The sequence below is a fragment of the Ruegeria sp. AB5 genome (genome assembly GCF_056542645.1).
The window spans coordinates 106928-132763 of record NZ_JBQGAE010000009.1; the positions used below are offsets into that span (position 1 = coordinate 106928).

At 56.5% G+C, this 25836-nt stretch carries 21 protein-coding genes and 2 pseudogenes; 11 read left to right on the top strand and 12 right to left on the bottom strand.

Going from position 1 to position 25836, the window contains the following annotated elements:
• Positions 1-1029, top strand: coding sequence for an SIS domain-containing protein (locus ACR0L4_RS15915; protein WP_480514131.1), 1029 nt, complete (start codon positions 1-3; stop codon positions 1027-1029).
• The gene (gene nagA / locus ACR0L4_RS15920; protein ID WP_480514133.1) at positions 1026-2156 is read left to right on the top strand and encodes an N-acetylglucosamine-6-phosphate deacetylase; all 1131 of its coding nucleotides are present in this window, start codon (positions 1026-1028) and stop codon (positions 2154-2156) included. Before ACR0L4_RS15915 ends, nagA begins: the two co-directional genes overlap by 4 nt.
• A gap of 100 nt (positions 2157-2256) precedes the next feature.
• Here the strand turns inward: nagA and ACR0L4_RS15925 are convergent, their stop codons facing one another.
• The 3 genes from ACR0L4_RS15925 to ACR0L4_RS15935 form a co-directional block, all read right to left on the bottom strand.
• Entirely contained in the window at positions 2257-2577 is a 321-nt protein-coding gene (locus ACR0L4_RS15925) for a DDE-type integrase/transposase/recombinase (protein WP_480514174.1), read from the bottom strand.
• A gap of 1049 nt (positions 2578-3626) precedes the next feature.
• On the bottom strand, positions 3627-4994 hold the full coding sequence (locus tag ACR0L4_RS15930; RefSeq protein ID WP_480514135.1) for a sensor histidine kinase: 1368 nt from the start codon (positions 4992-4994) through the stop codon (positions 3627-3629).
• Complete coding sequence (locus ACR0L4_RS15935) at positions 4991-5659, bottom strand: response regulator transcription factor (RefSeq protein ID WP_480514137.1); 669 nt, start codon at positions 5657-5659, stop codon at positions 4991-4993. Before ACR0L4_RS15935 ends, ACR0L4_RS15930 begins: the two co-directional genes overlap by 4 nt.
• Before the next feature lie 139 nt (positions 5660-5798).
• On the opposite strand from ACR0L4_RS15935, the gene ACR0L4_RS15940 reads away from it, so the two are divergent.
• The 9 genes and pseudogenes from ACR0L4_RS15940 to ACR0L4_RS15980 all read left to right on the top strand — a co-directional run.
• Positions 5799-6887 (top strand): type 2 periplasmic-binding domain-containing protein, encoded by a 1089-nt coding sequence (locus tag ACR0L4_RS15940; protein ID WP_170752652.1) that lies wholly within the window; start codon positions 5799-5801, stop codon positions 6885-6887.
• A 79-nt stretch (positions 6888-6966) separates the two neighbouring features.
• Positions 6967-8997, top strand: coding sequence for a tripartite tricarboxylate transporter permease (locus tag ACR0L4_RS15945; RefSeq protein WP_480514140.1), 2031 nt, complete (start codon positions 6967-6969; stop codon positions 8995-8997).
• Between the two features lie 79 nt (positions 8998-9076).
• Positions 9077-10165 (top strand): 4-oxalomesaconate tautomerase, encoded by a 1089-nt coding sequence (locus ACR0L4_RS15950; protein WP_480514142.1) that lies wholly within the window; start codon positions 9077-9079, stop codon positions 10163-10165.
• Positions 10166-10215: 50 nt separating this feature from the next.
• Entirely contained in the window at positions 10216-10452 is a 237-nt protein-coding gene (locus tag ACR0L4_RS15955; protein WP_480514144.1) for a hypothetical protein, read from the top strand.
• Entirely contained in the window at positions 10449-11429 is a 981-nt protein-coding gene (locus tag ACR0L4_RS15960; protein ID WP_480514146.1) for a D-2-hydroxyacid dehydrogenase family protein, read from the top strand. The genes ACR0L4_RS15955 and ACR0L4_RS15960 overlap by 4 nt, the downstream gene beginning before the upstream one ends.
• 239 nt (positions 11430-11668) lie before the next feature.
• Positions 11669-11824, top strand: a complete 156-nt coding sequence (locus ACR0L4_RS15965; RefSeq protein WP_480514148.1) for a hypothetical protein — start codon at positions 11669-11671, stop codon at positions 11822-11824.
• A gap of 11 nt (positions 11825-11835) precedes the next feature.
• The gene (gene tcuA / locus ACR0L4_RS15970) at positions 11836-13230 is read left to right on the top strand and encodes an FAD-dependent tricarballylate dehydrogenase TcuA (RefSeq protein ID WP_480514150.1); all 1395 of its coding nucleotides are present in this window, start codon (positions 11836-11838) and stop codon (positions 13228-13230) included.
• Positions 13220-14284, top strand: coding sequence for a tricarballylate utilization 4Fe-4S protein TcuB (tcuB, locus tag ACR0L4_RS15975; protein WP_480514152.1), 1065 nt, complete (start codon positions 13220-13222; stop codon positions 14282-14284). The genes tcuA and tcuB overlap by 11 nt, the downstream gene beginning before the upstream one ends.
• A 332-nt stretch (positions 14285-14616) precedes the next feature.
• Positions 14617-15191, top strand: a pseudogene (locus ACR0L4_RS15980) (IS3 family transposase); the annotation flags it as partial.
• A 436-nt stretch (positions 15192-15627) separates the two neighbouring features.
• On the opposite strand, the gene ACR0L4_RS15985 reads toward ACR0L4_RS15980, so the two are convergent.
• The 9 genes and pseudogenes from ACR0L4_RS15985 to glgC form a co-directional block, all read right to left on the bottom strand.
• Positions 15628-16209, bottom strand: a complete 582-nt coding sequence (locus ACR0L4_RS15985) for a disulfide bond formation protein B (protein WP_480514153.1) — start codon at positions 16207-16209, stop codon at positions 15628-15630.
• Between the two features lie 9 nt (positions 16210-16218).
• Positions 16219-16374, bottom strand: coding sequence for a DUF5993 family protein (locus ACR0L4_RS15990; protein ID WP_480514154.1), 156 nt, complete (start codon positions 16372-16374; stop codon positions 16219-16221).
• A gap of 420 nt (positions 16375-16794) precedes the next feature.
• A pseudogene (locus ACR0L4_RS15995) lies at positions 16795-16932 on the bottom strand (hypothetical protein); the annotation flags it as partial.
• Between the two features lie 4 nt (positions 16933-16936).
• Positions 16937-17191 (bottom strand): hypothetical protein, encoded by a 255-nt coding sequence (locus tag ACR0L4_RS16000; protein ID WP_480514155.1) that lies wholly within the window; start codon positions 17189-17191, stop codon positions 16937-16939.
• Between the two features lie 200 nt (positions 17192-17391).
• The gene (locus ACR0L4_RS16005; protein ID WP_480514156.1) at positions 17392-19023 is read right to left on the bottom strand and encodes an alpha-D-glucose phosphate-specific phosphoglucomutase; all 1632 of its coding nucleotides are present in this window, start codon (positions 19021-19023) and stop codon (positions 17392-17394) included.
• A complete protein-coding gene (gene malQ, locus ACR0L4_RS16010) occupies positions 19011-21011 on the bottom strand; it encodes a 4-alpha-glucanotransferase (protein ID WP_480514157.1) in 2001 nt (666 codons plus the stop codon). Before malQ ends, ACR0L4_RS16005 begins: the two co-directional genes overlap by 13 nt.
• Positions 21008-23113, bottom strand: coding sequence for a glycogen debranching protein GlgX (gene glgX, locus ACR0L4_RS16015; RefSeq protein WP_480514158.1), 2106 nt, complete (start codon positions 23111-23113; stop codon positions 21008-21010). The genes malQ and glgX overlap by 4 nt, the downstream gene beginning before the upstream one ends.
• Complete coding sequence (gene glgA / locus ACR0L4_RS16020; RefSeq protein ID WP_480514159.1) at positions 23110-24546, bottom strand: glycogen synthase GlgA; 1437 nt, start codon at positions 24544-24546, stop codon at positions 23110-23112. Before glgA ends, glgX begins: the two co-directional genes overlap by 4 nt.
• Before the next feature lies 1 nt (position 24547).
• Positions 24548-25807: a glucose-1-phosphate adenylyltransferase gene (gene glgC / locus ACR0L4_RS16025; protein WP_480514160.1), complete on the bottom strand. Its 1260-nt coding sequence runs from the start codon at positions 25805-25807 to the stop codon at positions 24548-24550.
• Positions 25808-25836 lie beyond the last annotated feature (29 nt).

Below are 25836 nucleotides of genomic sequence, written 5' to 3' on the forward strand. Positions count from 1 at the left end.
ATGTCCTCAAACACTACCCAGATGCGCAGGGAGATCAATGAGATACCCGACGCGATAGACAGGTTGCTGACCGATGATGCTGGTGCGATCAAAGCTGCCGCTGCGGCGGCGCGCGCCCATGATCCGTTGTTTCTGATCTCGGTCGCGCGCGGGTCATCCGATCATGCATGCAGTTATCTGAAATACGCGTCCGAGTTGTTGTTGGGTTTGCCCATGGCCTCGGTCGGCCCATCGGTGAAATCGATCTATGATGTCGACATGCGGTGCAATCGGGCCCTTTGTATTTCGGTATCGCAGTCGGGGCAGAGCCCCGATATTGTTCAGCTTACAAAGTCGCTGACCAAAGGTGGTGCTTATTCTGTTGCGATTACCAACAACACCGGGTCCGCCTTGGCCGCAGCTGCCTCGTCCACTTTGCCAATCCACGCGGGACCCGAGCTGAGCGTCGCCGCGACCAAGACTTTTGTGACCTCATTGGTCACAGGGTTGTGGCTGTTGGCCGAGATCAAGCAAGACGAAGATTTGCTCGCGTCAATCCGCGGCCTTCCCGAAGTGCTGCATCATGCCGTCAGTTGTGACTGGGGGGCCGTTGTGGAAGCGATAGACGGGCAGTCCTTGTTCACCCTGGGGCGCGGAATGTCCTGGGCGATTTCCAACGAAGCCGCTTTGAAATTCAAGGAAACCTGTCAGATCCATGCGGAAAGCTATTCTTCGGCCGAGGTGCTGCATGGGCCCGTCTCGATCGTGGATCAGGGGTTCCCGGTACTGGTCTTTGCATCAGGCGATGCGGCGGAAGCAAACATTACCGAAGTTGCTGATGCCTTGTCTTCGAAAGGCGCGCGTGTTTTTGCGACGTCAGATTTGGTGAAGCATGCAACGTCATTACCACATTTCAGAACGGCGCACTGGATAACGGATCCGGTCGCGGCGATCACGTCATTCTATGGGCTGGTTGAAACTGTTGCGGTGTCCCGGGGTATCAACCCGGACGCGCCGCGACATCTGAAGAAGGTAACTGAAACGGTATGACGGGCGCGGAGATCACGTTTGCCGGAGGGCCAGTCTTTGATGGTCGCGACCTGCATGTTGGCATGGCTGCCCGGTTTGTCGATGGTGTCTTGACGTCACTTGTACCCGAAGCCGAAGTATCATCGCGTGAAGTGGCAGAGGATCTGGCCGGCGACATCCTCAGCCCGGGCTATGTCGATCTGCAGGTCAATGGTGGTGGTGGGGTTATGTTCAACGACGATCCCTCGGTTCCGACATTGGCCCGAATAGCTTCGGCCCATCGCGCGCTCGGCGCAACGTCGATCCTGCCTACGCTGATCACGGATTCGGGTGAAAAAACCCGGGCAGCCATAGACGCTGCGATTGAGGCTGTTGGTGCTGGCATTCAGGGTATTGCAGGATTGCATCTGGAAGGTCCGCACTTGTCCGTGCGCAGAAAAGGTGCGCATGATGCTGGTTTCATTCGCCCAATGGAGGGTGAAGATCTCGCCCTGATCCTGTCGGCCGCACAAAGCCTGCCCGCTCTAATGGTCACGGTAGCGCCGGAAAACGTCACCACCGATCAGGTCCAGGCAATGGCGCGTGCCGGGGTAATTGTGTCGCTGGGCCATACGGATGCAGCATTTGATACATGCTTGGCGTATGCTAAGGCCGGTGCCCGTTGTGCGACGCATTTGTTCAATGCAATGAGCCAGCTTGGCAATCGTGAACCGGGCCTTGTCGGTGCAGCACTTTCATGTCGCGAGATGTCCGCGGGCTTGATCGCGGATGGGATACATGTGCATCCGGAAGCCATGCGCGCTGCATGGAAGGCAAAAAGAGGACCGGGGCAAATCTTCCTTGTCAGCGACGCGATGGCAGTTGCCGGGACATCGAGTTCTGAATTCCGCCTTGAGGGCCGGTTAATCCGCCGGGAACATGGCCGGCTAACATTGCAGGACGGCACATTGGCAGGGGCGGATCTTGATCTGACAACGGCCATTCGGGTTCTGACTGAGCAGGTCGGTGTCCCATTGGCGGAGGCGCTGGCTGCTGCAACCAATGTGCCTGCTCAGTTTATTTCTATGGAAGCACTTACTAGACGCCCTTCGCTGTCCCAGATAATCCGAATTTCTCCCAATTTGTCATCGGTTTGCCCTGTACGCTAGGAATGTGGTTCGTGCTCAGATTTTGTTGCCAGCATTCGGCTACCGTCGATCAACAGAATGAGGATGCGTCGCAAACTTTGGAATGGCCAGATGCGATGAATTACTGGGCGCAGCATCTTGCAGTCTCGGTCAATCGCTGAAATCCAGACGTCTCAGAGCTATTGAATTGCTGTTTCCGGATCTTGTGTACCAGTTCGAATCCATCAAGTGATGCCACCGCTGAAGCGAAGGATTTGAACTCCAGAAACGGTCGAGTGCGTCTTTTGATGAAACGGCGGTCCCTTTCTACTATACTATTGAGATGCTTTCGCATCAGCATGACAATCGGAACCGGGTACCAATAGACTTTTAGCATCTTGTTGACTTCTTCGATCCCGGCGGCGTTAGCACTTTTTTTGTCGATCGTGATCCGTTTCAGGATACCGTTTTACACCATGCGCTGGCGCACGATTTCTTTGCTCAGGGCTACCGCTTATCACAGGGCTACTGTCGCCAAGCCGAGCAAAGGTAGGACGACATTGGACAAAACCGGCATGTCTTTCAGGATTGCGCGGGTTCATCCTTCGTTGAATTGAAGATGCTTTGGGAGCCGCAGTTCAAAACTGGCTAGCAAACCTCGAATGTTGTTTTCAAAACTCACGCAGGACTTCTAAGCCACCTTCCTGAGCGAGTCGGTTCTCGATCTCGATTTCCTGAAGAACCCTGCGCGCGGCAACTCGACTATCATGGCGATATCGTTGGTTTCGGTCTTGTTGTGCATCTGCTTCTGAACTGTTTGCGCCTAGCGCACGTCACTGTAAACCATTGGCAGAACCCGATTCGACAGATAGGTATAAAGCCAGTTCGCCATTCGACCGGTTTTGAGGACGACGCGATGGATGAGGCCACCGAGTTTGTGCAGCGCCCAACAGATCACATCTGGGTCTAGCCGCAAACACGGTTTATCTGTTCCTATCGCACACGCAATTCGATATCTCGGCTTTCGGTACACCCATTCCGACGAAACAGTGTTCCATTTCGCTCTCCTGTCATTGTTCCAATGCAATCATGCACTTGCCAAGAGGTTTGTCGCTCAATCGCTCAGAACCTCTTCCATGCGCCAACACCAATTCACTACGATATCACGCTCGTCCTCGCGATTGAGTTGAACAACAAGTCGTGGGTTTTCACGCGTGGGTGCTTGGCTCGCCACAATCCGGGATCACGAAAACCAACTCACCGGTGAAATTAGCCTTGAATCAGCGATTAACGAGCATCTTACCCGCGCGGCCGCAACTGGCGATCGACTCGACCATGTGATCGTGTCTTGTGAAGCTGGTTGGTGCGGATTCTGTTGGGCGCGATGGCTGACCTCAGAGGATGTCAAAATCAATGCCATCCTTGCGCAGGCTGTCACGAAATTCGCCGCAACAGAAAAGAATGCGCTTAGATCGCTGCGGGTAACGGGTTCCCAGCAAAACTCGACACGATTTACAGGGCTATAGGAAGCTCAAGCGTAACACTCGCTCCTTTGTCGACTTTGTTGATTTCGACGGTTCCTCCATGGCGCTTCGCCACAGCTGAGACAATAGACAACCCCAAACCGCTGCCTTCGGAAAACTCCAGCTGCGAAAACCGACTGAATGCCGCTTCGCTTTGGTCGGGCGAAAGCCCTGTTCCGTCGTCGGCTACCGTTAGCTTGACGTATCCGGCGTCACAGCACAGCACAACTGAAATTCGGCTCAACCCAGCGCCACCGTGCTTAACTGCGTTGTCCAGCAGATTCTTTATTGCCTCGGTCAAGAACACTCGGTCGCCTGACACCATGACCGACGTGTCTGGCATGGTGACCTCGAAGTCGATACCTTTCGCAAGGATGTGCACGCCCATCTCGGCGCCGGCTTCTTCTACGACCAAGCGGAAATCAATCTTATCCATCTGATCGTGATGCGTGGGTTGCCGCAGTCGTTCCAGTGACAATAGCTGTTCCGCAACCGTGGCCGAATTCTTTGCTGCTGCCACAAGCTCGACAACGCGTTTGTCCCTGTCCGCATCCGTTTTCGCGTCTCGCAATGCCTCGGCCATGGACTGGACTGCGGCCGCCGGATTTCGCAATTGATGCGCGGCTTCCGAGATAAATACCTGGTGGGCGTTGATGCTGTGTTCGACCTGCCCGAACAGCCGGTTCAGGGTCCGAACAATACCGTGGACTTCGACCGGGACCGCGCGTTTGATCTCGCTGAGGTCGTCGGGTGAGCGCAGATCAATGGCGTCCTGCAAATCCAGCAACGGTCGCAGGCCGCGCGCGACGCCGAACCAAACGACAAAGGCTAGGGTGGCCAGCAGGATGCCCATCAGGATCGCTGCGCGGATCGACAATTCGTTGGCAAAAGCGTTGCGATCCGCGATGCGTTGCCATGCCGTGACCGTCGCATCCCCAACCAGATTGTCTAGTGTTACACGTTCGGTCATTTTCAGAACGCGCACCGGCTCGTCCCAATAGACGGCCTCGAAAAACTGCGGTTGGTAAACTTTCTGCTCTGTCGGGTTTGCCGAGGCCGGAGGATATGCGTACCCGGTCACGTATATTCCGCCGGGTCCGGTCACGTGATAGAAAATCTCTCCACCCGATGCGTCACGGATCATGCTACGTGTGGTTGGGGACAGGGCATCGCCATCTGATACCGCGACATCGCGCGAGATCGCCAGACCGGCGGATAGCAGGCTGTCGTCAAAAAGTTCCTGTGCCGTTTGCTGAGCAACCGTGTAGCGCCAGTATCCAAGCAAGATTGCGAGTAGCACCAATGGCGTCAGGATCAAAATGAACAGCCTGAGCCTGAGCGAACCATGCCTGATCACTTCTGCACCTCAAGCAAATACCCAAGGCCACGGGCGGTCTTGATCCTTATGTCAAGGTTCTGAAGGCGTTTGCGCAACCGCGATACATGAGGTTCTACAGCGGATGCTTCGACATCTGCGCCCACGCCATAAACGTAATCCGTCAGCTGGCTTTTGGGGACAATCCTGCCGCGACGTTCCAGAAGGCATTCAAGCACGGCCATTTCCCGCCGCGGCACGTCTAACACCTGCCCATTTGCGCTGACCTGACGGGCAGTACGGTCAAATTCCAGCTTTCCGATGATCTCGCGGGCGCCGTAATCCAGTTGTTTGCGGCGGGACAGTGCACGGATGCGGGCCTCAAGCTCATCCATCTCGAAGGGTTTGACCAGGTAGTCGTCCGCGCCCATATCCAGTCCGGAAACCCGGTCACTGGTCTCGGTGCGCGCAGTCAGCAGAATGACGGGGACGCTGTCGCCCCGGTTGCGCAGGGACCGCAAGATATCGAGCCCTGACCGGCCTGGCAAGTTGATGTCCAGAACGATCAGATCCGCCCCCTCCTGTAGCAGATACACTTCAGCAGCGTCACCATCCGTCAGCACATCTGCGGCATGGCCTCGATCGCGCAGGCGATACGCAATGGCGTTGGCAAGGGTCTCATTATCCTCGACGATGACGATCCGCATTCGGGCTCCTGCAAGTTTCGCGCAAGGTTGGCGCTCCATGATTGCCAGATGGGAGGGGGAATCAACCCCACAGTTCTATTTGCGATCATGGTGGCGCGGAGGGCGCTGGCGTGGTTGTCTGGTCAACAGGGAGGAACCAATGGCCATTTCCAATTTCACACGTCGCGCTGTCGTGGGGCTGATCGCGGCTGCCGGACTTGTCGCGCCTGCAACCGCAGAGGTCGATTTCTCAGGCAAGACTATCGAATGGGTCATTCCGTTCTCGGAAACGGGCGGGTCTGCCAAATGGGCCAATTTCTTTGCGCCGCTTTTGTCCGAGGCGCTGCCCGGTCAACCGACCGTCGTGGTTAAGTTCATGCCCGGTGCAGGATCTACCAAAGGGGCGAATTGGTTTCAGGAGCAAAGCCATGATGATGGTACGCTACTTTTCGGGACATCCGGTTCGACCCAGTTTCCCTACCTGCTGAGCGATCCGCGCGTACGCTATGAGTATAACGACTGGATTCCCGTCATGGCGTCCGGAACCGGCGGTGTTGCCTATCTGAATGCCGAAGACGGGGCCAAGTTTGACGGGTCCGCCAACGCTCTGAAGGACACCAATTTCATCTACGGTTCGCAAGGCGCGACCCGTCTGGATCTCGTGCCGCTATTGGCGTGGCAGATGCTGGGCATGAATGTTGAGCCAGTTTTTGGCATCAAAGGCCGGGGAGACGGACGATTGATGTTTGAGCGCGGCGAGGCGAATATCGACTATCAAACTTCTTCTGGTTATCTGGGTGGTTCAGCCCCGCTGGTCGAGGCCGGTCAGGCCGTCCCGATGATGACATGGGGTGCGCTGGATGCCGACGGCAATATCGTGCGCGATCCAACCTTCCCGGGCATTCCGACCTTTAAAGAGGTTTGCGAAGCGACCGATGGCTGCGAAACCAGCGGTGAGGCATGGGACGCATGGAAAGCCTTCTTCGTTGCGGGTTTCCCGGTTCAGAAACTGGCTTTCCTGCCGGGTGACACACCGCAAGAGGTGGTTGATGCCTATACAGCGGCCTTCCAAGCGGTGACCGAGCGTGGTGATTTTGCGGACATCTCCTCCAAGCGTGTTGGGAAGTACCCTGTGTTCGTAGGCGACGGCTCCAAGTCAGCGCTGCAAACAGCGACAAACGTTGATGACAATGCCAAGCAATATGTCCTGAACTGGCTGAAAGACGCTTATGGCGTCGAGCTGAACTAAGCCGACACGCCGCAGCGCGCGCCCAGTCTAGGGCGTGCGCTTTTCTGCACACATGACAATTTAATGAAAGGCGGCCGCTATGGAGGTTTTCGCCACCGCTCTACCTGCGCTTGGAGATGCGTGGGGTCTAATCCTGCAACCCATCGTTCTGGGCTACCTAGTGCTTGGTGTCGTTATGGGCTTGGCCGTGGGTGTCTTTCCGGGCCTCGGAGGCATTGCTGGTCTGTCGCTGCTACTGCCATTCATGTTCGGAATGGACCCGATCCTGGGTTTGGCGCTGATGATCGGAATGGTCGCGGTGGTGCCGACCTCGGACACTTTTGCGTCCGTCCTGATGGGTATTCCCGGCAGCTCGGCTTCACAGGCCACGGTGCTGGACGGTTTCCCTATGGCGAAAAAGGGCGAGGCAGCGCGGGCATTGTCTGCGGCCTTTTCTTCGTCTCTGTTCGGCGGGCTCGTGGGCGCGACCTTCCTGACGATGTTCATCCTCATCGCACGTCCGATCGTTCTGGCCTTTGGACTGCCAGAGATGTTGATGATCACCATACTCGGCTTGTCGATGGTTGCCATTCTGGCCGGGCGTATCCCCCTGAAAGGCGTGGCTGCTGCCGGGTTGGGCCTGATGGTTGGAACGATTGGCGAAGCCGATGCTGGCGGCTCGCTACGGATGGCTACCTATGACATTCCCTATCTGACGGATGGCTTGAAACTTGTCATTGTCGGTCTGGGTATTTTTGCCGTTCCCGAGATCGTTTCTTTGCTACGACAAGACCGGTCCATTGCCAAAGGGGCCTCACTGGGGGCTGGATGGCTGGACGGCGTCAAAGACTGGTTTGCGAACATCTGGTTGTCGGTCCGCTGTTCGATCATTGGCGTGGTCGTTGGCGTCATCCCAGGCCTCGGAGGTTCTGTTGTCGACTGGATCGCCTATGGCCACTCTGTGCAATCGACCAAGGACAAAAGCAACTTCGGAAAGGGCGAAGTGCGCGGGGTTATCGGCCCGGAAAGCTCGAACAACGCCAAGGAAGGCGGCGGTCTGGTTCCGACGCTTCTGTTCGGTATCCCCGGCTCGGGCTCGATGGCCATTTTCATCGGCGCGGTTGCACTTTTGGGATCAGGGGATATCGAGGTTGGTCCCAGCATGCTTCAGGACAATCTTGACATCACTTATTCGATCGTCTGGTTGCTGGCGCTGGCCAACGTGGTGGGTACCATCCTGTGCATCGCGGCCTCGGGCGGGATCGCCAAGCTGACCACCATCCGCTTCACATATCTAGCCCCATTCCTGTTCATGCTGATCAGCTTTGCAGCATTCCAGTCAGGTCAAAACTTCGAAGACCTACTGGCCTTGTTTGTAATTGGTCTGATCGGCATCTTCCTGCGCCGTTTCGACTGGTCGCGCCCGGCTTTCCTGATTGGATTTGTTTTGTCGAACCCGGTCGAGAAATTCACCAATCAGGCTTTCCAGATTGCCTCATTTAGGTTCCGCAAAAGCTTTGGCGAGGGGATGGAATATGTCTTCAGCCCCATCGTCATCGTTTTGATCGTAGTCACGGTTGTCTCGGTCATTCTGGGCATCCGACAGGCCAAGATGATCATGGCTGAAGGTGACGTTCAGGCGGGGACGAAGCGCGCGCCGCTGATCTTTCTGCTGGTGATCATGGCCTATCTGATCGTCGCCTTGGTCAACGCAAATATGATCCCTGACTACAACATGACCGACAAGATCATCCCGCTGGTGATCGGCGGTGTCTCCTTGTTCTGCTGTGTGATCCTGTTGATCCAGATGATGCGGCGGCCCGAGGGTGATGCGATTTTTGCCGACAAGGAAATCGCAGGTGAAGACGCCGCTGCACCTCATGGTCTGTGGTCCACTCTGGCGTGGTTCGCCAGCCTGATCGCGGCAACCTGGGTGGTGGGCTTTATTCTTGCTCTGTTGGGTTTCCTGATCGCGTTTTTCCGCGTCAGGGCCGGCGCCAGCTGGCAGATGACTTTGATCCTGACCGCGTGCGGTATCGGCTTCATGTGCCTGATGGCGGGTGCTCTCAACCGCGATTTCCCTCCGGGTCTGTTACAGGACACGGTCAGCTTGCCTTGGCCATTGAAATGAGCGGCCCGCTGTTGCTGCCCGGCCTGCGCATAGGGTCGGGCAGAAAAGACACGACATCACATTGGCCGGGGAGCACCCGATGACCCAAACAGCAATCCCCTATGTTTTCATGCGTGGCGGCACGTCTCGGGGCCCGTATTTCCGTCGCTCGGACCTGCCCGAGGATCTGGACACACTGGCCAGAGTGTTGATTGCCGCCCTCGGGGCTGGTCAATCGCTAAACATCGATGGGATCGGCGGCGGTGCAGCGGTGACCACCAAGGTCGCGATGCTATCGGTCAGCGAAGACGACTGGGCCGATATCGACTATTTCTTCGCGCAGGTTGCGGTCGAAGAAAAGCTGGTCGATTTCAAACCCACCTGCGGAAATATCCTGTCCGGTGTCGCCCCTGCCGTCATCGAAATGGGGTTGTTCGAACCACAAGGCGATGAGACCGAAATCCGTATTCGGGCAGTCAACACCGGAGCCCGCGTCGTGGCCCGGATCCAGACGCCCGGTGGCAAGCTGACCTATGAGGGTGACACGGGCATTGCCGGAGTGCCGGGCCAGTCTGCGCCGGTGCAGCTGAGTTTCAAGGGCGTGGTTGGGTCCGCAACCGGATCTTTCCTGCCCACGGGCAACTTGCGCGACACTGTTCAAGGGGTCGAGCTGACCTGCATGGATGTCGCTATGCCAATGACTATTGCCCGCGCCATAGACTTCGGGCTGACGGGCTATGAAAGCGCCGAGGAACTGGACGACAACCGTGCTTTTTTTGACCGCATGGAGGCCGTTCGGATCGAAGCCGGGGAACGGATGGGGATGGGGGATGTGTCCAAGTCGGTGACCCCCAAATTTGGTCTTATCGCGCCTGCGACAAAGGGTGGAACTCTTGCGGTGCGGTATTTCATGCCGTGGAAGACCCATCCGACCATGGCAGTTACCGGTGCGCAGTGCATGGCGTCCTGCGCTTTGACGCCCGGCACGATCGCGGATGGTCTGCTGGATCGGCCCACGACAAGCCCAGCCGAAGTTGTTCTGGAACACGCCTCGGGCAAGATCGACGTGTTGGTGGATTTCGCCACTAACCATGGGTTCACCGTGAATGCTGCTGGGCTTGTGCGGACTGCGCGTAAGCTGGCAGACGGGCATGTTTATGTGCCGCAATCGGTCTGGAAGGGGAGTTGATCGGGTAATCTACAAATAGTATACTACGGTATACAGTAACGGAGGTCTCGATGGACAACTACACGGAATGCCTCGATATCGCGCGTCAGGAACTCAGGTTGGCACAAGCAGCCTTGCGGCGGGATATGGCCGAGTACCCAACCCCAATCGCGGGATGCGACGAACAATTCAACCATCTGCTAGACCAAAGCGAACGCGTCCGAAACGCGCTGGCTGCGCTCGACATTCAGCATTTTGTGCCGACGCCAAGAAAACTCACTACCCAGCAGAGTATTGAAAGCCGATGAAGATACACATTCTGGACGACTGGTTCGACACGCTGCGCGGCTTGCCATGTTTCGAGAAGCTCACCGGTCATGAGGTGACGGTGTGGACGGATCATGTCGAGGATACAGACGTCTTGGCCGAGCGATTGCAGGAGGCTCAGGTGCTGGTGTTGTTCCGCGAGCGTACCAAAGTTACCCGCGCCTTGCTGGAAAAGCTGCCGAACTTGCGGTTGATCAGTCAGCGCAGTGTCTATCCGCATGTCGATGTACCTGCCTGCACAGATCTGCGTGTCCTGTTGTGTTCGAACATGCATGGCGGCACACCGTCCTATGCTGCGGCCGAACTCACATGGGCGCTGATCATGGCCGGGATGCGGGATTTGCCTGCGCAGATGGCCTCGGCCAAGGCGGGGCACTGGCAGGCCGGGGTGGGCAAAACGCTACGCGGTCGCCAACTCGGGCTTTATGGTTACGGCCGTATCGCGCGCGCGGTTGCAGGATACGCCAAGGCGTTTGGGATGAATGTTGTTTGGTGGTCGTCTGATGAAGGCCGGTCTCGTGCACAGGCGAATGGCGCACAGGTCGCATCGAGCCGAGAGGCGTTTTTTGCCGAAAGTGATGTCGTCTCGGTCCATGTGCGCCTGAAACCGGACACACACGGAATCATCACCGCATCGGATTTCATGCAGATGCAGCCTAGGGCGATGTTTGTGAATACCTCACGGGCCGGGCTGATTGCTCCGGGCGCTTTGTTAGAGGCGCTCAACGCCGGACGCCCCGGCAATGCGGCAATTGATGTGTTCGATACCGAGCCACTGACCGATCCAACTGATCCGTTGCTGGCGCATCCAAATCTGATTGCGACACCGCATATCGGTTTTGTGACCGAGGATGAGTTCGACCTGCAATTTGCCGACATCTTTGATCAGGTGATCGCTTATGCCGAAGGAACTCCGATTCACATGGTCAACCCCGAGGCTTGGTCCAGCGCAAACTAAAGTTGACGGCAATCGACATGAGCAATTTCGGTAATTCCAGAAAACAGAGCAGGGGGTAGTCGAAGACCCCACCGACACGCCTAATACTGTGCGGACCGTGATCTAATCGAAGCTCACGGCCCCGTTTTTTTAACAGAAGGCGCGTTGATCTAGGTGGGCGAAAGACCAATTCCAATACAGTTGACTCACTGTGTATCCAAATGTATACAAATGGACGCAAGATTACGAATAAGTGTGTGATGACCCTTCAGGACGACCCATTGCAGCCCGGACCACAAGGCAACTCGCGGTATCAGCGCCTGCTGGATGGGGACCGGGCCGAGGCTGCGGTGGGCGTACACCGTCGCATTTGTGCCGTGCAGGAACGCGACCGCACGATCAACCAAACTCAATAGGCAGAAACGACATGGCCAACCAGACGCAAGCCTACGACATCGCTGTTATTGGCGGGGGGAACGCCGCCCTCTGCGCTGCAATGACCGCCGCCGAAGAGGGCGCGCGCGTTCTCATCCTTGAAACAGCACCAAAACCCTATCGCGGGGGAAACTCGCGCCACACCCGCAACTTTCGCTGCATGCATTCCGGTCCGTTGGGTCCGCTGGTCGAAGACTACAGCGAAGACGAATACCTGTCAGACCTGCTCAAAGTTACCGGAGGCAAAACCGACAAAGATCTGGCGCGCCTCGCGATCCGCACGTCTGAGGAGTGCCTGCCATGGATGGAGGAGCATGGGGTTCGGTTCCAGCCCTCTTTGTCGGGAACATTGTCGCTTGCGCGAACCAATGCGTTTTTCATGGGGGGCGGTAAATCACTGGTGAACGCCTACTACAGGACGGCGGCGGGGCTGGGCGTCGAAGTCCTGTACGAAGCGGCCGTCAAGCATCTGGAACTGAACGGGGACCGCATCGAATGGGTGGATTTTACCTGTGAAGGGCAATCGCATCGCATCACGCCCAAGGCGGTCATTGTCGCTTCGGGCGGGTTTCAGGCCGACACCGATTGGCTGGATCGCGCGTGGGGGCCAGCGGCGCGCAATTTTCTGATCCGCGGCACGCCGTACAACCGAGGTGTCGTGCTGGCCGATCTGTTGGATCAACACGTCCAGAGTGTCGGCGACCCAACCCAATGCCACGCAGTTGCAATCGACGGGCGCGCGCCGAAATTCGACGGTGGCATCGTCACCCGTCTGGACTGCGTTCCATTCTCAATTGTCGTCAACAAAAACGCCGAGCGGTTCTACGATGAGGGCGAGGACGTGTGGCCGAAACGCTACGCGATCTGGGGGCGCTTGGTGGCAGGCCAGCCGGATCAGGTGAGCTATGTGATCATCGATGCCAAATCGCTGAACCTGTTCATGCCGTCTGTTTTCCCGCCATTAAAGGCGGACACATTGGAAGAACTGGCCGAAATGATGGGCCTGCCCGCAGACAAGCTGAACACGACCGTTGCTGAATTCAACGCCGCCTGCGGCGACACCAGTGGCTTTCATCCAACCGAGCTGGACGGCATTTCGACTTCGGATCTGACCCCACCAAAGACAAACTGGGCACGTCCGATCGATGAACCTCCATTCTACGGATATTCGCTGCGCACCGGTGTGACATTCACCTATCTCGGGCTGAAGGTGGATGAGACCGCACGCTGTTCGACGCCAAACGGTAAGATCAAGAACCTTTGGGCGGCAGGCGAAACAATGGCTGGATCGATTTTGGGGCAGGGGTATCTGGCCGGGTTCGGTATGACCATTGGAACCGTTTTTGGACGCATCGCAGGACGTGAGGCCGCCGCATATGCAAACTGACCTGATCGAGGAAGCGCGCCGTCAGGCCGAAATCTGCAATGCCTGCCGGTATTGCGAGGGCTATTGTTCCGTCTTTCCATCGCTTCATGCCGAACGCGCGTTCTCGGACGGCGATATCACGCAATTGGCCAACCTTTGTCACAACTGCCGAGGTTGCTATTACGCCTGCCAATATACGGCCCCGCACGAGTTTGACCTCAACCTGCCGAAGGCTTTGGCTGAGGTGCGTCGCGACAGTTGGGAAAGCTTCGCATGGCCACAGCCTTTGGCACGCCTGTTCCATACCCATGGGGGAGCGATCGCCCTGGCTCTGGTCGTCGGTTTCGCGCTTTTGTTTTGGGCCATTCGCGCCATCGGCTCGACGGGAGGTGAAGGCTTCTACGCTGTCCTTTCTCACAACGCGATGGTGGCGATCTTCGCTCCGGCTTTTGTGCTTCAGCTATTTAACCTTGGCATCAGCCTGCGACGTTATTGGCAAAAGGTCGGAGGCAAGCCGATCCGACCTGGCGAGGTGAAAGCCGCGCTAAGCCGAGCAGCCAAAATGCAGGACCTGGCTGCTGGTCATGGGGAGGGATGCAATTTCGAGGACGAAGACCGCTTTAGCCAAGCACGCCGCCTCGTGCATCATGCGATCATGTACGGGTTTCTGCTGTGTTTCGCGTCAACCACGGTCGCAACGGTCATGCACTATGGGCTTGGCCTGCACGCACCTTACGGGTTCTGGTCATTGCCAAAACTGTTTGGCGTGTCGGGGGGTGTTTTGCTTACCGTCGGGTGCTGCGCAATGGTCATGCTGAAACAGAAATCGGACCGCAACCTCGGTGACGTTTCAGCCTGGGGCGGAGACATCGGTTTCATCTTGCTGCTTGGGTTTGTAGGGTTGAGCGGGCTTGTTCTCTACGCTCTGGGGTCATCGGCACTGATGCCTGCGCTGCTTGCTATCCATCTTGGATCGGTCCTGGCGCTTTTTCTCCTGACGCCCTACACAAAAATGGCTCACGGTTTCTATCGGCTTGCTGCTCTTGTCAGGGATGCGCAACGGAAGAGAGATTAGCCGGTTGTCCGACAACAACCGGCGACCCTTTTTGGAAGGCCAAAGAAAACGAAACAACTAACTGCGTAAATGGACTATTCCAGTTGGCTGACCGTTTTCTTAGGACCGGGACCCATCGTTTATTGCTGTGGGGCGCAATTGACCTGCGCCAAAACAAGCGTTGGACATGTCTGACGTTTCTTCGCCAATCACGACATGTCCAGATATGCGTAAACGTTCCAACGCGTGCTGTCGTATCAGTTGGATGCTGAAACTGTGGCAGCAACAAAATCACATACTTGGAGTTTTTAGTATCTGAGACTGGGGAATTCGTGAATTTCCAACTGAGTTGCCGTAAATGTATCGACCATGTGCGGCAGTTGCTTGGTGTGTCTGAACGCCGTGCCTGCCGCACATTGGGTCAGCACCGATCCAGGCAACGTAAGATCCCGCAAGGCCGAACCGATGAAGAACGGCTGACCGATGACATCATTGAATTAGCGGACAAGTATGGGCGCTGCGGATATCGGATGGTGACGGGGCTGCTTAACAATGCGGGCTGGTGCGTGAACCACAAGCGGGTCGAGCGGATATGGCGACGTGAAGGGCTGAAAGTGCCGCAAAAGCAGAAGAAAAGGGGCGGCTCTGGCTGAACGACGGGTCATGCGTGTGTCTGCGGCCCGAACGGCCCAACCATTTTTGCTCCTATGACTTCGTTCGGGATCGCACCGCTGATGGTCGTGCCTATCGGACGCTGAACATCATCGACGAATACACCAGGGAGGCCCTGACGATCCTCCTGGACCGAAAACTGAACTCTACGGATGTACTTGATGCACTGACAGACCTGTTCATACTGCGCGGCCCGCCGGAATACATAAGGTCGGACAATAGCCCGGAATTTGTCGCTCAGAAGGTGGGGGACTGGACTACCCTATAGGAGCACGCCAGTCTATCCAGTCCACAGGTCAATTCGTATACGATCTGCATCCCAACCAATATACCACCTGTTGCGTCAAGTCACCCTACGGCCTTGGCGGTCTTTCAGGACACACGGTCTTCAATAGCCTTCGATCCACCGGTCGTGACCACGACAGCCGCGTCGAACCCCTTGTTGACCGCGATTGGCAGCCATCAATCTGGAGCGTTTTGGAGTCAACACCGGCGTCAGCCTTACGGCCTGAGCGCCAGACACTGACTGATGTCTATACGCACGTACTTTCTCTTCTCTACGAGCTACGGCCTCAAGTATATCTGCGAGCTGGCCGTTGATGGCAACGGACATGGGTTTTCCTCGATTTCTTCCCGACGGTTAATCGAGTTTCAAAGCGGGTCTCAATACGGACTTGAGCGTATCCTTTGGCCTATGAATTTGCCGAATTTTCAAGCTCATCAAGCAGCTTGTAATCTGTGGGAGGGTCATCACAAATGCCCGGTCCACATTCCAAAAGAGCCGAACCGGCGTTTAATACCGCCAAAAACAAGATCAAAAAAAACGCCGTTTTAGCCAATCGGCTTCCTCCGAACCTTTCCGTCGCCTTAACGTCTGACGCAAGATCGTATTGCTTTTCAAAGACAAGCATTATCGCTGTTCCGAGGATCACCAAGCCAAAGGCAATTCCGGCCCAAGTGTAGAAGTGCAGACCGAGTACAGGTGAACCGTAGTGTCCCGTTCCCGGAACGATGTGAAGCAAGATTTGGCGGATCGAAACGCTGATGCCAAAGATCGCCGCGACAAGGACTATTCCATAGTTCCTTGCGCGCGTGCCCCAAAGCAGGTTCAGCCCCAAACCGAAACCAACGGCAACAAAGCCAACACGTTGCAGCAGACATAGCGGGCAGGGCAGCTCGTACAAAACCAATTGAAAATAAAAGGCAAGGACCAACACAAGGCAAACTGCGAGGACACCAAGCGCGTTTAAGGTTCTGGCGAATTCAGGTGACATGGAAATATCTCACAGCTGGATTGAAAGTGCAGTCGTTGCGTGAAACTTCAGCCAATAAGTGCTCATCAAAAGCGCAAGCACAAAGATGGCGTATGAGAATCTTACTAGTTTGAAATACGCGAGCGCCATTGAGCTCGCAAAAAGTGCAAATAGCAAAGCGATCATATGATGCTCCTTACGGATCGACTGTGCCTATGGAGGTCAACACTCCCAAGCTGGACCAGTTCTGGTCACTTAATCAAGCCTTTGGCGACTGTTCGTACCATCCAAACTTCCCGGCGGCTGATTAGGCAAGGATCGGTCATATGCAGCGAATGTTGCCAAAGCGGACCTCGAGTACTGAAATTCGACGCAGTGTCGAGCGACCGCCTTAGGTCGTCCTATCTGGGTAGCTATGGCTTTGGCACCAAGATTCTACGTTCGCTTCTTCGGTGGTTTCGAGAGCTCCAAAGTGGACTGCCGCTTAGATTTTGGCAAGTTTGGCGTTCCACTCGTGCGCATAGCTTGAGCATCCGTTTACTATCTGTTCTTAAGGGAATGGAAGCGTTGGCATCTGGCCCTGTTGAGCATTGCCATTCGCCACAATCAGGGCTGCACCTTAGCTGGTCCCGTTGCGCCGTCCATGGGGACCACGTGTGACGAAGACACGGCTGCAAGCATTGTTAGGTATGAAGAGTTTCGTGCGAACGGTCCCTCAACGATCACGGAGCCTTCATGTCCGACAAGCTCAGGACAACGGAAAAACTAAGGCGAGGTAGAAACCGGCTGCTGCATTCCGTAGCCCAGATTCTTGATGCAGCTCCAGCCCAAGCCAGCGCGCTCGTGACCCGGCGAATGGACCGGTTTCGGACACCACGGGTGGCAATATCATGCTTCGCTGGATGAAAACCGCCCGAATGTCCACATCGTTCGCTTCCACAGAAGATCCGCCGAGAACAAGGTCGTGTTCCCCCGCCCATGAAGCGGGTCTAAGGCACTGCATCGCCGAACGCGTGGACGTTGACTAGTGTCAAGCGCAGGTTCGAGGGTTATGCAGGAGCAGGAATCCGGTCTGATCGCAGTCAGCCCGGCGGCGCAATAGCTACTATTGGCGCGGTGAGTTCGACGCGAACAACAGATAATCCATCGAACATACCATGATCGCTAGCGGTACTATCAAATACACCACACACCCAAGACGGGCTATGTCATGATATCGGGTGTCGTGCGCCCACACGTCTCAGACAATCTGGAGATCGATGCCATCGCCTCGGCAACTTCGCTCAACGCGGCTTGTGTTTCGATATTCAGGTCCCCGCCTTTGGGTGTGAATTGCTCCAGATACATTCGGACTGTTGTCCCGTCTGTTCCTGTTCCAGACAGACGGATCACACCATGGCAACCATTCTCGAAAGCAATGCGCACGCCCTGGTTCTTGCTGACAGATCCATCAACCGGATCCGTGTAAGAAAACTGATCTGCAGTAGCGACAACGAGGTTGCCAGCCGCGCTGCCCGAAAGCTGGGGCAATCTACGACTAAGATCAGAGATCATCTGAAAAGCTTTGGCACTGTCCACGGCCTCATAGTCATGCCGCGAATAGTAGTTGCGGCCGTAAGTCTGCCAGTGATCTACCATCACGTCGCGAACAGAGATCCGACGCTTGGCCAGAATGTTCAGCCAAAGCAATACGGCCCACAAGCCGTCCTTTTCGCGCACGTGGTCCGAACCGGTTCCGGCGCTTTCCTCGCCGCACAGTGTAATGCGCCCGGCGTCCAGCAGGTTTCCGAAGAATTTCCAGCCCGTTGGCGTTTCGTAACAGTCCAGTCCCAGACTTTCAGCGACACGATCAACGGCTGCGCTTGTAGGCATTGAACGCGCGACCCCTGCGAGCCCATTGGCATAACCCGGGGCAAGGTGTGCATTGGCGGCCAACACGGCCAGACTGTCAGAAGGTGTAACGTAGATGCCTTTGCCCAGTATCATGTTGCGATCGCCATCCCCATCCGAAGCGGCAGCAAAATCGGGACCGTCAGGAGACATGACCAGATCCAGCAGGGGTTTTGCCCAGATCGGGTTGGGATCGGGATGTCCTTTGCCAAAATCGACCGATGGAACGGCGTTCAGTACAGAACCTTTTGGGGCACCCAGCTCTTCCTCAAGTATGGCGGTGGCATAGGGTCCCGTGACCGCGTGCATTGCGTCGAAACGCAGGGTGAATCCGTCGGACAACAAGGCTTTGATCTGATCAAAATCAAAAATCTCGCGCATAAGCGCCGCGTAGTCAGTGACCGGATCAACGACTTCCAACTCCATCGCGTCAAGCGTCGTGTCCCCAATCTTGCTGAGGTCGATGTTCCCGGTTTCAAGCGTGCGATATTCAGAGATATTCTGAGACTGGGCAAAGAACTCTTCCGTCAAGCTCTCAGAGGCCGGGCCGCCATTGGGACCGTTGAACTTCAGACCGAAATCCGCGTCGATGCCGCCGGGATTGTGACTGGCGGACAGAATAAAGCCGCCATCGGCCTCGCGCTTACGGATCAGATTGGACGCGGCAGGCGTAGACAACAGGCCGTTCTGTCCAACAATGGCGCGGGCTGCGCCATTGGCAGAGGCCATGCGCAGAATGATCTGAATGGCTTCGGTGTTGAAGTACCGTCCGTCACCGCCGATGACAAAGGTCTTTCCCCGCGCGCCACCGATTGCGTTGAAGATCGATTGCACAAAGCTTTCAAGATACCCGGGTTCCATAAAGACCCTTGTCTTTTTGCGTAGTCCCGAGGTCCCGGGTTTCTGGCCTTCAAACGGCGTGCAGGGAAGCGTTACGAAAGACATGCATCAATTTCCTTTTGTTGAACGGTGACGGAGGCACCGCGCGCCGGTTCCATCGAATTGCGCATGTCTCTCAGGGCTTGCGCACCAGCAAAATTCTCGACAGTTACAAGTGCCGGTCTTCGCCAGTTGGGATGCTCGTCTATCGTGCCAGGAAGATTCTGGGCCTGTTCACTGCCCAACAAATCATCCAACTGCAGTGTCACCAATTCTGCCGGGCTCTTGCCCAACTCCGTGTGCACTGCGTGGCAGACGTATTCCATACCTGCCTGTGGCGGAATGGCGCAGTGACGGCGCAGTGAGTTGCGCTGGATAGCCCGCGCGGCATGCAGCCCCATCGCCCTGTCACGCGACAGCCAGTCGATGCTTCGCCACCACTCGATATCGCGCCCGCGCCAGAAGCCTCTGATCGTGGGCGTATCATGTGTGCTGAAACACGCCATGCTGAAAGGGCGCAAATCCTGTGCTGATCGCATTGCGCCGTCATCTGTACCTTCAAACTGCCAAACCGCGTAGCTGTATAGGCCAGAGGCGTTCAGGCGTTCGCGAAACCCAGCAGGAACCAATCCCAGATCCTCGCCCACGACGCAGCACCGATTGCGCGAGGCTTCGATGGCCACCACGGCAAGCAACGCGTCGAAGGGTTGCGAGATGTACCCCCCCGGGCTCCCATCCTCGGGCACCCAGAAGCTGCGCATCAGGCCAAGAACATGATCGATCCGGACGATCCCCGCCCGCGACATCAGTTTTCTCAGCAATGTCCGCAAAGGTTCGTAGCGATTTCCGGACAGTTTGTTGGGTGCGTAGGCCGCCAAAGTCCATGATTGCCCGGCCGGGCTGAGCTGATCGGGTGGTGCCCCAATCGAGACACCCCGCGCAATCAAATCCTGATGCATCCAGACCTCGGCGCCTCCGGGCCGTGCCCCAACTGCAAGATCCATGTAAAGTCCTAACGCCATACCGGACTGAACAGCGGTCGCCTGTGCCGCATCGATCTGAGTACAGGCCCGCCACTGCAACCAAGCGTGAAACTCGTCCCGGGCCGTTGACGTTGTCCCTTCAGGTAGACGCAATAATGCAGGCCAGTTGCGAAAGTCGCTGCCATGCGCCTCGCTGGTGCTTTCAAACGTGGCGAAGCGGGCCAGTTCCTGGCCCTCGGCATGACGAAAATCCTGAAACGCTTGGCGTTTCGTCGGTGTCACATTCTGTTGGAACCGCTCGAAATCCGCTTCCAAGGTCGGGCGATGTCTCTTTCGAAAAGCCTGGTAATCGATCAAATTTCCATCGGGAACAGGTTCAAACTGAGTGCCCGTGGCTATGTGGTCTGTGTTCAGAAAGCCGCGATGGCTTGGCGAGTATGGGCTGACGATGTCATCTGCTGCCCATCCCAGCGCATGGATAGGATTGATCCCAAAATACATCGCACCAGATTGCCCCATGGCGGACATCGAACAACCAAGATCGTCGTAATTTCCTAAACCACCGTTTGACCGGGACCGCAGCCCATAAACTGCGCCCGAAACACCCCAACCCTTCTTCTGACCGGTTAGGTCTGTGATTGTCGGCGCATGTGCCGGGCGGCTCAGAAGGAACACTTCATACCGGCGGTCCGGGGCACGCACCTTCAGGGTGAAATACCCAACAGGCAGGGGTTGAAGCGTCAGGTTTACATCCCCCCGGCCCGATTGGATTTCGCGGTCCTTTTCATCCAGGACATGCCATTCACAAGGCTGATTCAGCGAAAACTCAAACGGCGCACCTGCCTGAACAACCTGCTCGATCGGTAATGCGCGAGTTGTTTGTTCCGCGTCGCGCGCCCGCAAAGCTTCGGTTACGTCACCGTCTGTATCGACGTCTATGCCCAATGCGCGCAGAAGGGCTTTCAGGGTAGGCGGGCTCGATCTCTGATGCGTTCCGTCCCAGGCATCATACCCTAGATGGATACCACAATCCTGCGCCAGTCGACGCAATCTGTCGTCGCTGCCCATCATTCCGTCGACTGTCCTTTCAAGACGAAGGCCGCCACTGAGTTTGCAGGTATCTCCGTCGCCGGAGAGTTCACTTGGCGGGAGGGCTGATGCGAGGCTGAGGTGTCGATTTCTTGCCACCAAACCCTGTCTCCACTGGTCGGCAAGCACAGCTCCAGCGCTTCATCTTCGCGGTTGAAGGCCAGAAGGACAACATCAGACATGGCGTCTCCTGACACGCATTCGGCACAACCTCGCAGGATCAGACACAGGCTGGACAATCCCGGATCGCGCCAATTCAGCGGAGATCCGTCCATGGCACGCCACTCAACATCGGGAAACCCGTCTGTCCGCTGTGCCCCGTGCAGGAATCGGTTCTGGCTCAATACGGGATGTTGGAACCGGAACCGCGACACTGCTGCGGTGAACGCGACCAGATCGCTGTCCAGTGTGCTCCAGTCGATCCAGCTGACAGGGTTGTCCTGGCAATATGCGTTATTGTTGCCGTTCTGAGAATTGCCACCCTCGTCGCCAGCCAGCAGCATCGGGGTGCCTTGTGAAAGGAAGACAGTGGCCAGCATGTTGCGCATCCTTTGCAGGCGCGCGGTTCTCACCTCAGGATCGTCGCTGTCGCCCTCTGTGCCGAAATTGTCGCTGTAATTGCTATGATGCCCGTCGCGATTGTCTTCGCCATTGGCCGCGTTGTGGCGCTGAACGTATCGGGTCGTGTCGGCCAATGTGAACCCATCATGGGAGGCCACGAAATTCACAGAAGACCAAGCCTGCCGACCCTTGGTATCAAACAGCTCTGCCGAGCCCAGCAAGGCCGACCCCATGTCCTGCGCCGAATGCCTGTCGCCGCGCCAGAACTTGCGTACCGTGTCCCGGTAGCGGTCATTCCATTCCGAAAACTCGGGTGGAAATCGTCCCAGCTGATAGCCGCCCGGACCAACATCCCAAGGCTCGGCGATCAGTTTTACGCTTGCCAATATCGGGTCTTGCCGCAAGGCATCCAGAAACCCGCCACCCACTTCAAACCCATGCGCCTCACGGGCAAGCGTCGTTGCCAGATCAAAGCGAAAGCCGTCGACCCCCATGCTCTGCACCCAAAACCGCAAGCTGTCCATCACCATCCGCAGCACAAACGGATGCTTGACCTGCAACGTGTTTCCGGTGCCGGTATCGTTCACATAGTAGCGAGGCTGTCCATCCAGCAGCAGGTAGTATGACGCGTTGTCGATCCCGCGAAAACTCAGGGTCGGACCGAGCTGGTCGCTTTCGGCAGAGTGGTTATAGACCACATCCAGAATGACCTCGATCCCCGCTTCGTGAAACCGGTCGACCATCGCGCGAAAGCCCAATACACCGGATGGCCCGAAATAACGGGGTTCGGGCGCAAAGAAACCCAGAGTGTTATAGCCCCAATAGTTCCGCATGGATCGCGCGCGCAGCGCACCCTCAGAAGTAAAGGCATGGACAGGCAGAATTTCCACAGCCGTCACACCCAGTCGTGTCAGGTGATCCAGTACAGGCTGCGATGACAGCCCTTCATAGGTACCTTTTACATTGTCAGGGATGTCAGGGTGCAACATGGTCGCTCCTCTGACATGCGTCTCATAGACGACCGTACCGTTCCAGCGCCGACCCTGCGTTACTGCGTCCGGGGTAAAGCTTTCTGGCTGAGAAACGACGGATTTGGGTACAAACGGCGCGCTGTCGATCTCGCTGAAAGACAGATCACCATAAGGAGAATTGGGCAGGTAACCCAGGATTGCCGGGTCATGGGTGACAACTCCGTGCAGCTCGCGCGTGTAGGGGTCCAATAGTAGTTTATTGGCGTTGAACCTGTGCCCCCGCTCGGGCGCAAAGGGGCCTTCCACGCGATAGCCATACAGGGCCCCGGGCTTCAGGCCGGGCACGTAGCCATGCCAGATGGCACCGTTGCGTTCGGGCAAAGCCAATCGGACCAGTTCCGTCTTGCCGTCCTCAGTGAAGAGGCACAGATTGACGCGCGAGGCATGCTCGGAAAAAAGGGCAAAATTCACACCCTCGCCGTCAAAATGCGCACCCAGCCGCGACGGGCTACCCGGTTGAATTGTCAGTTGAGCGGGTCCCAGATCCTTCATTCATTCAAACTCTGATACATCTGAAGATACTCTATCGCCGACTCGTCCCAGCCTACCGCTTGCCGCATGGCCGTGCGTTGCATTGTCTGCCACGTCTTCTTGTCATCATAGCAGGCGAATACGCGATCCAATACGGATTCGATGCCGGTTTTAGATACGTCACCAAACACAAATCCGGTTGCACATTCCGAGTTCAGTGCAGCGACATTCGCGTCGATCACAGTGTCCGCCAATCCCCCTGTACGCGCGACAACGGGCAAGGTGCCATAGCGCAGCCCATAGAGCTGGGTCAGACCGCAAGGTTCAAACCGTGACGGGACCAGAATGGCGTCAGATCCACCTTGCAACAGATGGGCAAAGGCTTCGTCATATCCGATCACCGCGCCGACCGAACCGGCGAAGCTCTGGCTGGCGTCCACAAACGCTTGTTCTAGTGCAGGTTCGCCAGAACCCAAAACCGCCAGTTGGCCACCGCGTTCGACGATGTTTGGAACAGCATCGGCCAGCGCATCCAGACCTTTTTGCTCGGTCAAGCGGCTGATGACACAAAATAGTGGGCCCGTGGCATCGGAATCCAGGCCGACGCGTTCCGCAATCTTGGACCTATTGTCTTGCTTCCGCCCCAGACTTCTTGCGTTATAGCTTCGGGCTAGTGCAGGGTCGTGCGAGGGATCCCACATACCGGTGTCAATGCCATTCAGAATGCCGCTGAGTATCGCTGTTCTTGACTGCAAGACGCCTTCCAGACCCATTCCATACTGGGGTGTCAGGATTTCCCGGGCATAGGTGGGGCTGACCGTCGTGATCCGGTCGGCAAACATCAAGCCGCCCTTCAGAAACCCGAGATCGCCGTGAAACTCCAGCGCTTCGGAATGAAACAAATCCCCATGCAATCCCAGTTCGGACAGGACGTGCGGGCCGAACCGGCCCTGAAATGCGATGTTGTGAATGGTCAAAACCGACTTGGGCGCTGGTTTGCCGGATTGCTTGAGATATACAGGGGTCAGAGCGGCCTGCCAGTCATGCGCGTGAACGATATCCGGCTGCCAACCGTCAACGCCTTCTAGCCCCACCCGTGCCGCTGCCTGCGCCAGAGCGCCAAAACGCAGATGATTATCCGCCCAATCGACACCATCGGGATCCGTGTAGGGTAGACCGGGGCGATCAAACAGTTGAGGCGCATCCAGCAGCAGCAGGTCTAAGCCTTCGACCGAGACCAAGACAAGCTGACCGTAGCCGCCGGGCAGATCATTGAACTGCGCGACCTGAGGCCCCTCGCTTAGCAAGGGTTGCAACGACGGATAGGCCGGCAACAGAATGCGACATTCGACGCCATGCGCGGACAACGCAGAAGGAAGCGCGCCAACGACATCCGCCAGCCCTCCGGTCTTTATGAGGGGCGCACATTCCGAAGCGGCCATCAGTACTTTCATATCACGGTTCCAATTGGTCGATCATCGCTTGGGTAATCAGGCAGACGCCGCCTTCTGTCCGTCTGAATCGCTTGGCATCAAGTTTAGGATCTTCCCCGACAATCAGCCCAGGCGGAATTTTTACACCTCGATCAATCACCACGTTCTTCAGGTATGCCCGGCGCCCCACCTCGCAATACGGCAGAGCAACGGCGCCCTCCAGCTGGGAAAAGGAATGGGTTTTGACCCCCGTAAAAAGCAGGCACTGATACAAGGATGAACCTGAGATAATGCAGCCGCCTGACACCATCGACGAAACGGCCTGACCCCGACGGCCTTCTTCATTGTGAATGAATTTTGCCGGGGGTGTCAGCTCGGAATAGGTCCAGATTGGCCAATCGTTGGCGTAGATATCTAGGCCCGGTTTGAAATCGGTCAGATCAATATTGGCCTGCCAGTAAGCATCAATAGTGCCTACATCGCGCCAATAAGGTTTGTCCTCAAGCCCTGACATGACACAAGACCGGCTGAACGGATGCGCCATTGCACCGCCATCGGCCACGATGGTCGGTATGATGTCTTTCCCGAAATCGTGGCTTGACGCCTCTGACGTCGCATCGGCCTCGAGAATGTCATACAGGTACTCAGCTTCGAAGACGTAAATGCCCATGCTGGCCAGCGACATGTCAGGTTGACCGGGCATCGGTGGGGGATCGGCTGGCTTTTCAACAAAGTTAAGGATTTTGTCTGTTTCATCGACATCCATGACGCCAAAGCCTTTGGCTTCTTCGCGCGGTACTTCGATACAACCCACCGTCACCTTCGCGCCGGATTGTACATGCTGCTCGATCATCAGCGAGTAATCCTGCTTGTATATGTGATCTCCTGCCAGAACGAGGATGTATTTTGGTCCGTAACCGCGCAGGATATTGATATTCTGGGTCACCGCGTCCGCGGTGCCCTTGTACCAATTGTCTTCGTTCAGCTGCTGCGACGCAGGCAAAATGTCCAGTGACTCGTTCCGTTCAGCCCGAAAAAAGCTCCACCCCCGCTGCAAGTGCCGGATCAGGCTATGGGCTTTGTACTGTGTCGCGACCCCGATCCGCCGGATGCCGGAATTCACCGCGTTGGACAGAGCAAAGTCGATGATCCTTGTTTTCCCGCCGAAATAAACCGCCGGTTTCGCGCGGACGTCGGTCATTTCCTTTAGGCGACTCCCCCTGCCACCGGCAAGAACATAGGCCATGGTCTGATTGGCCAATCTGCGACGATCTTGTTTCAAAGCGTGTCCTCCCAAAAATTGGTTCCGGT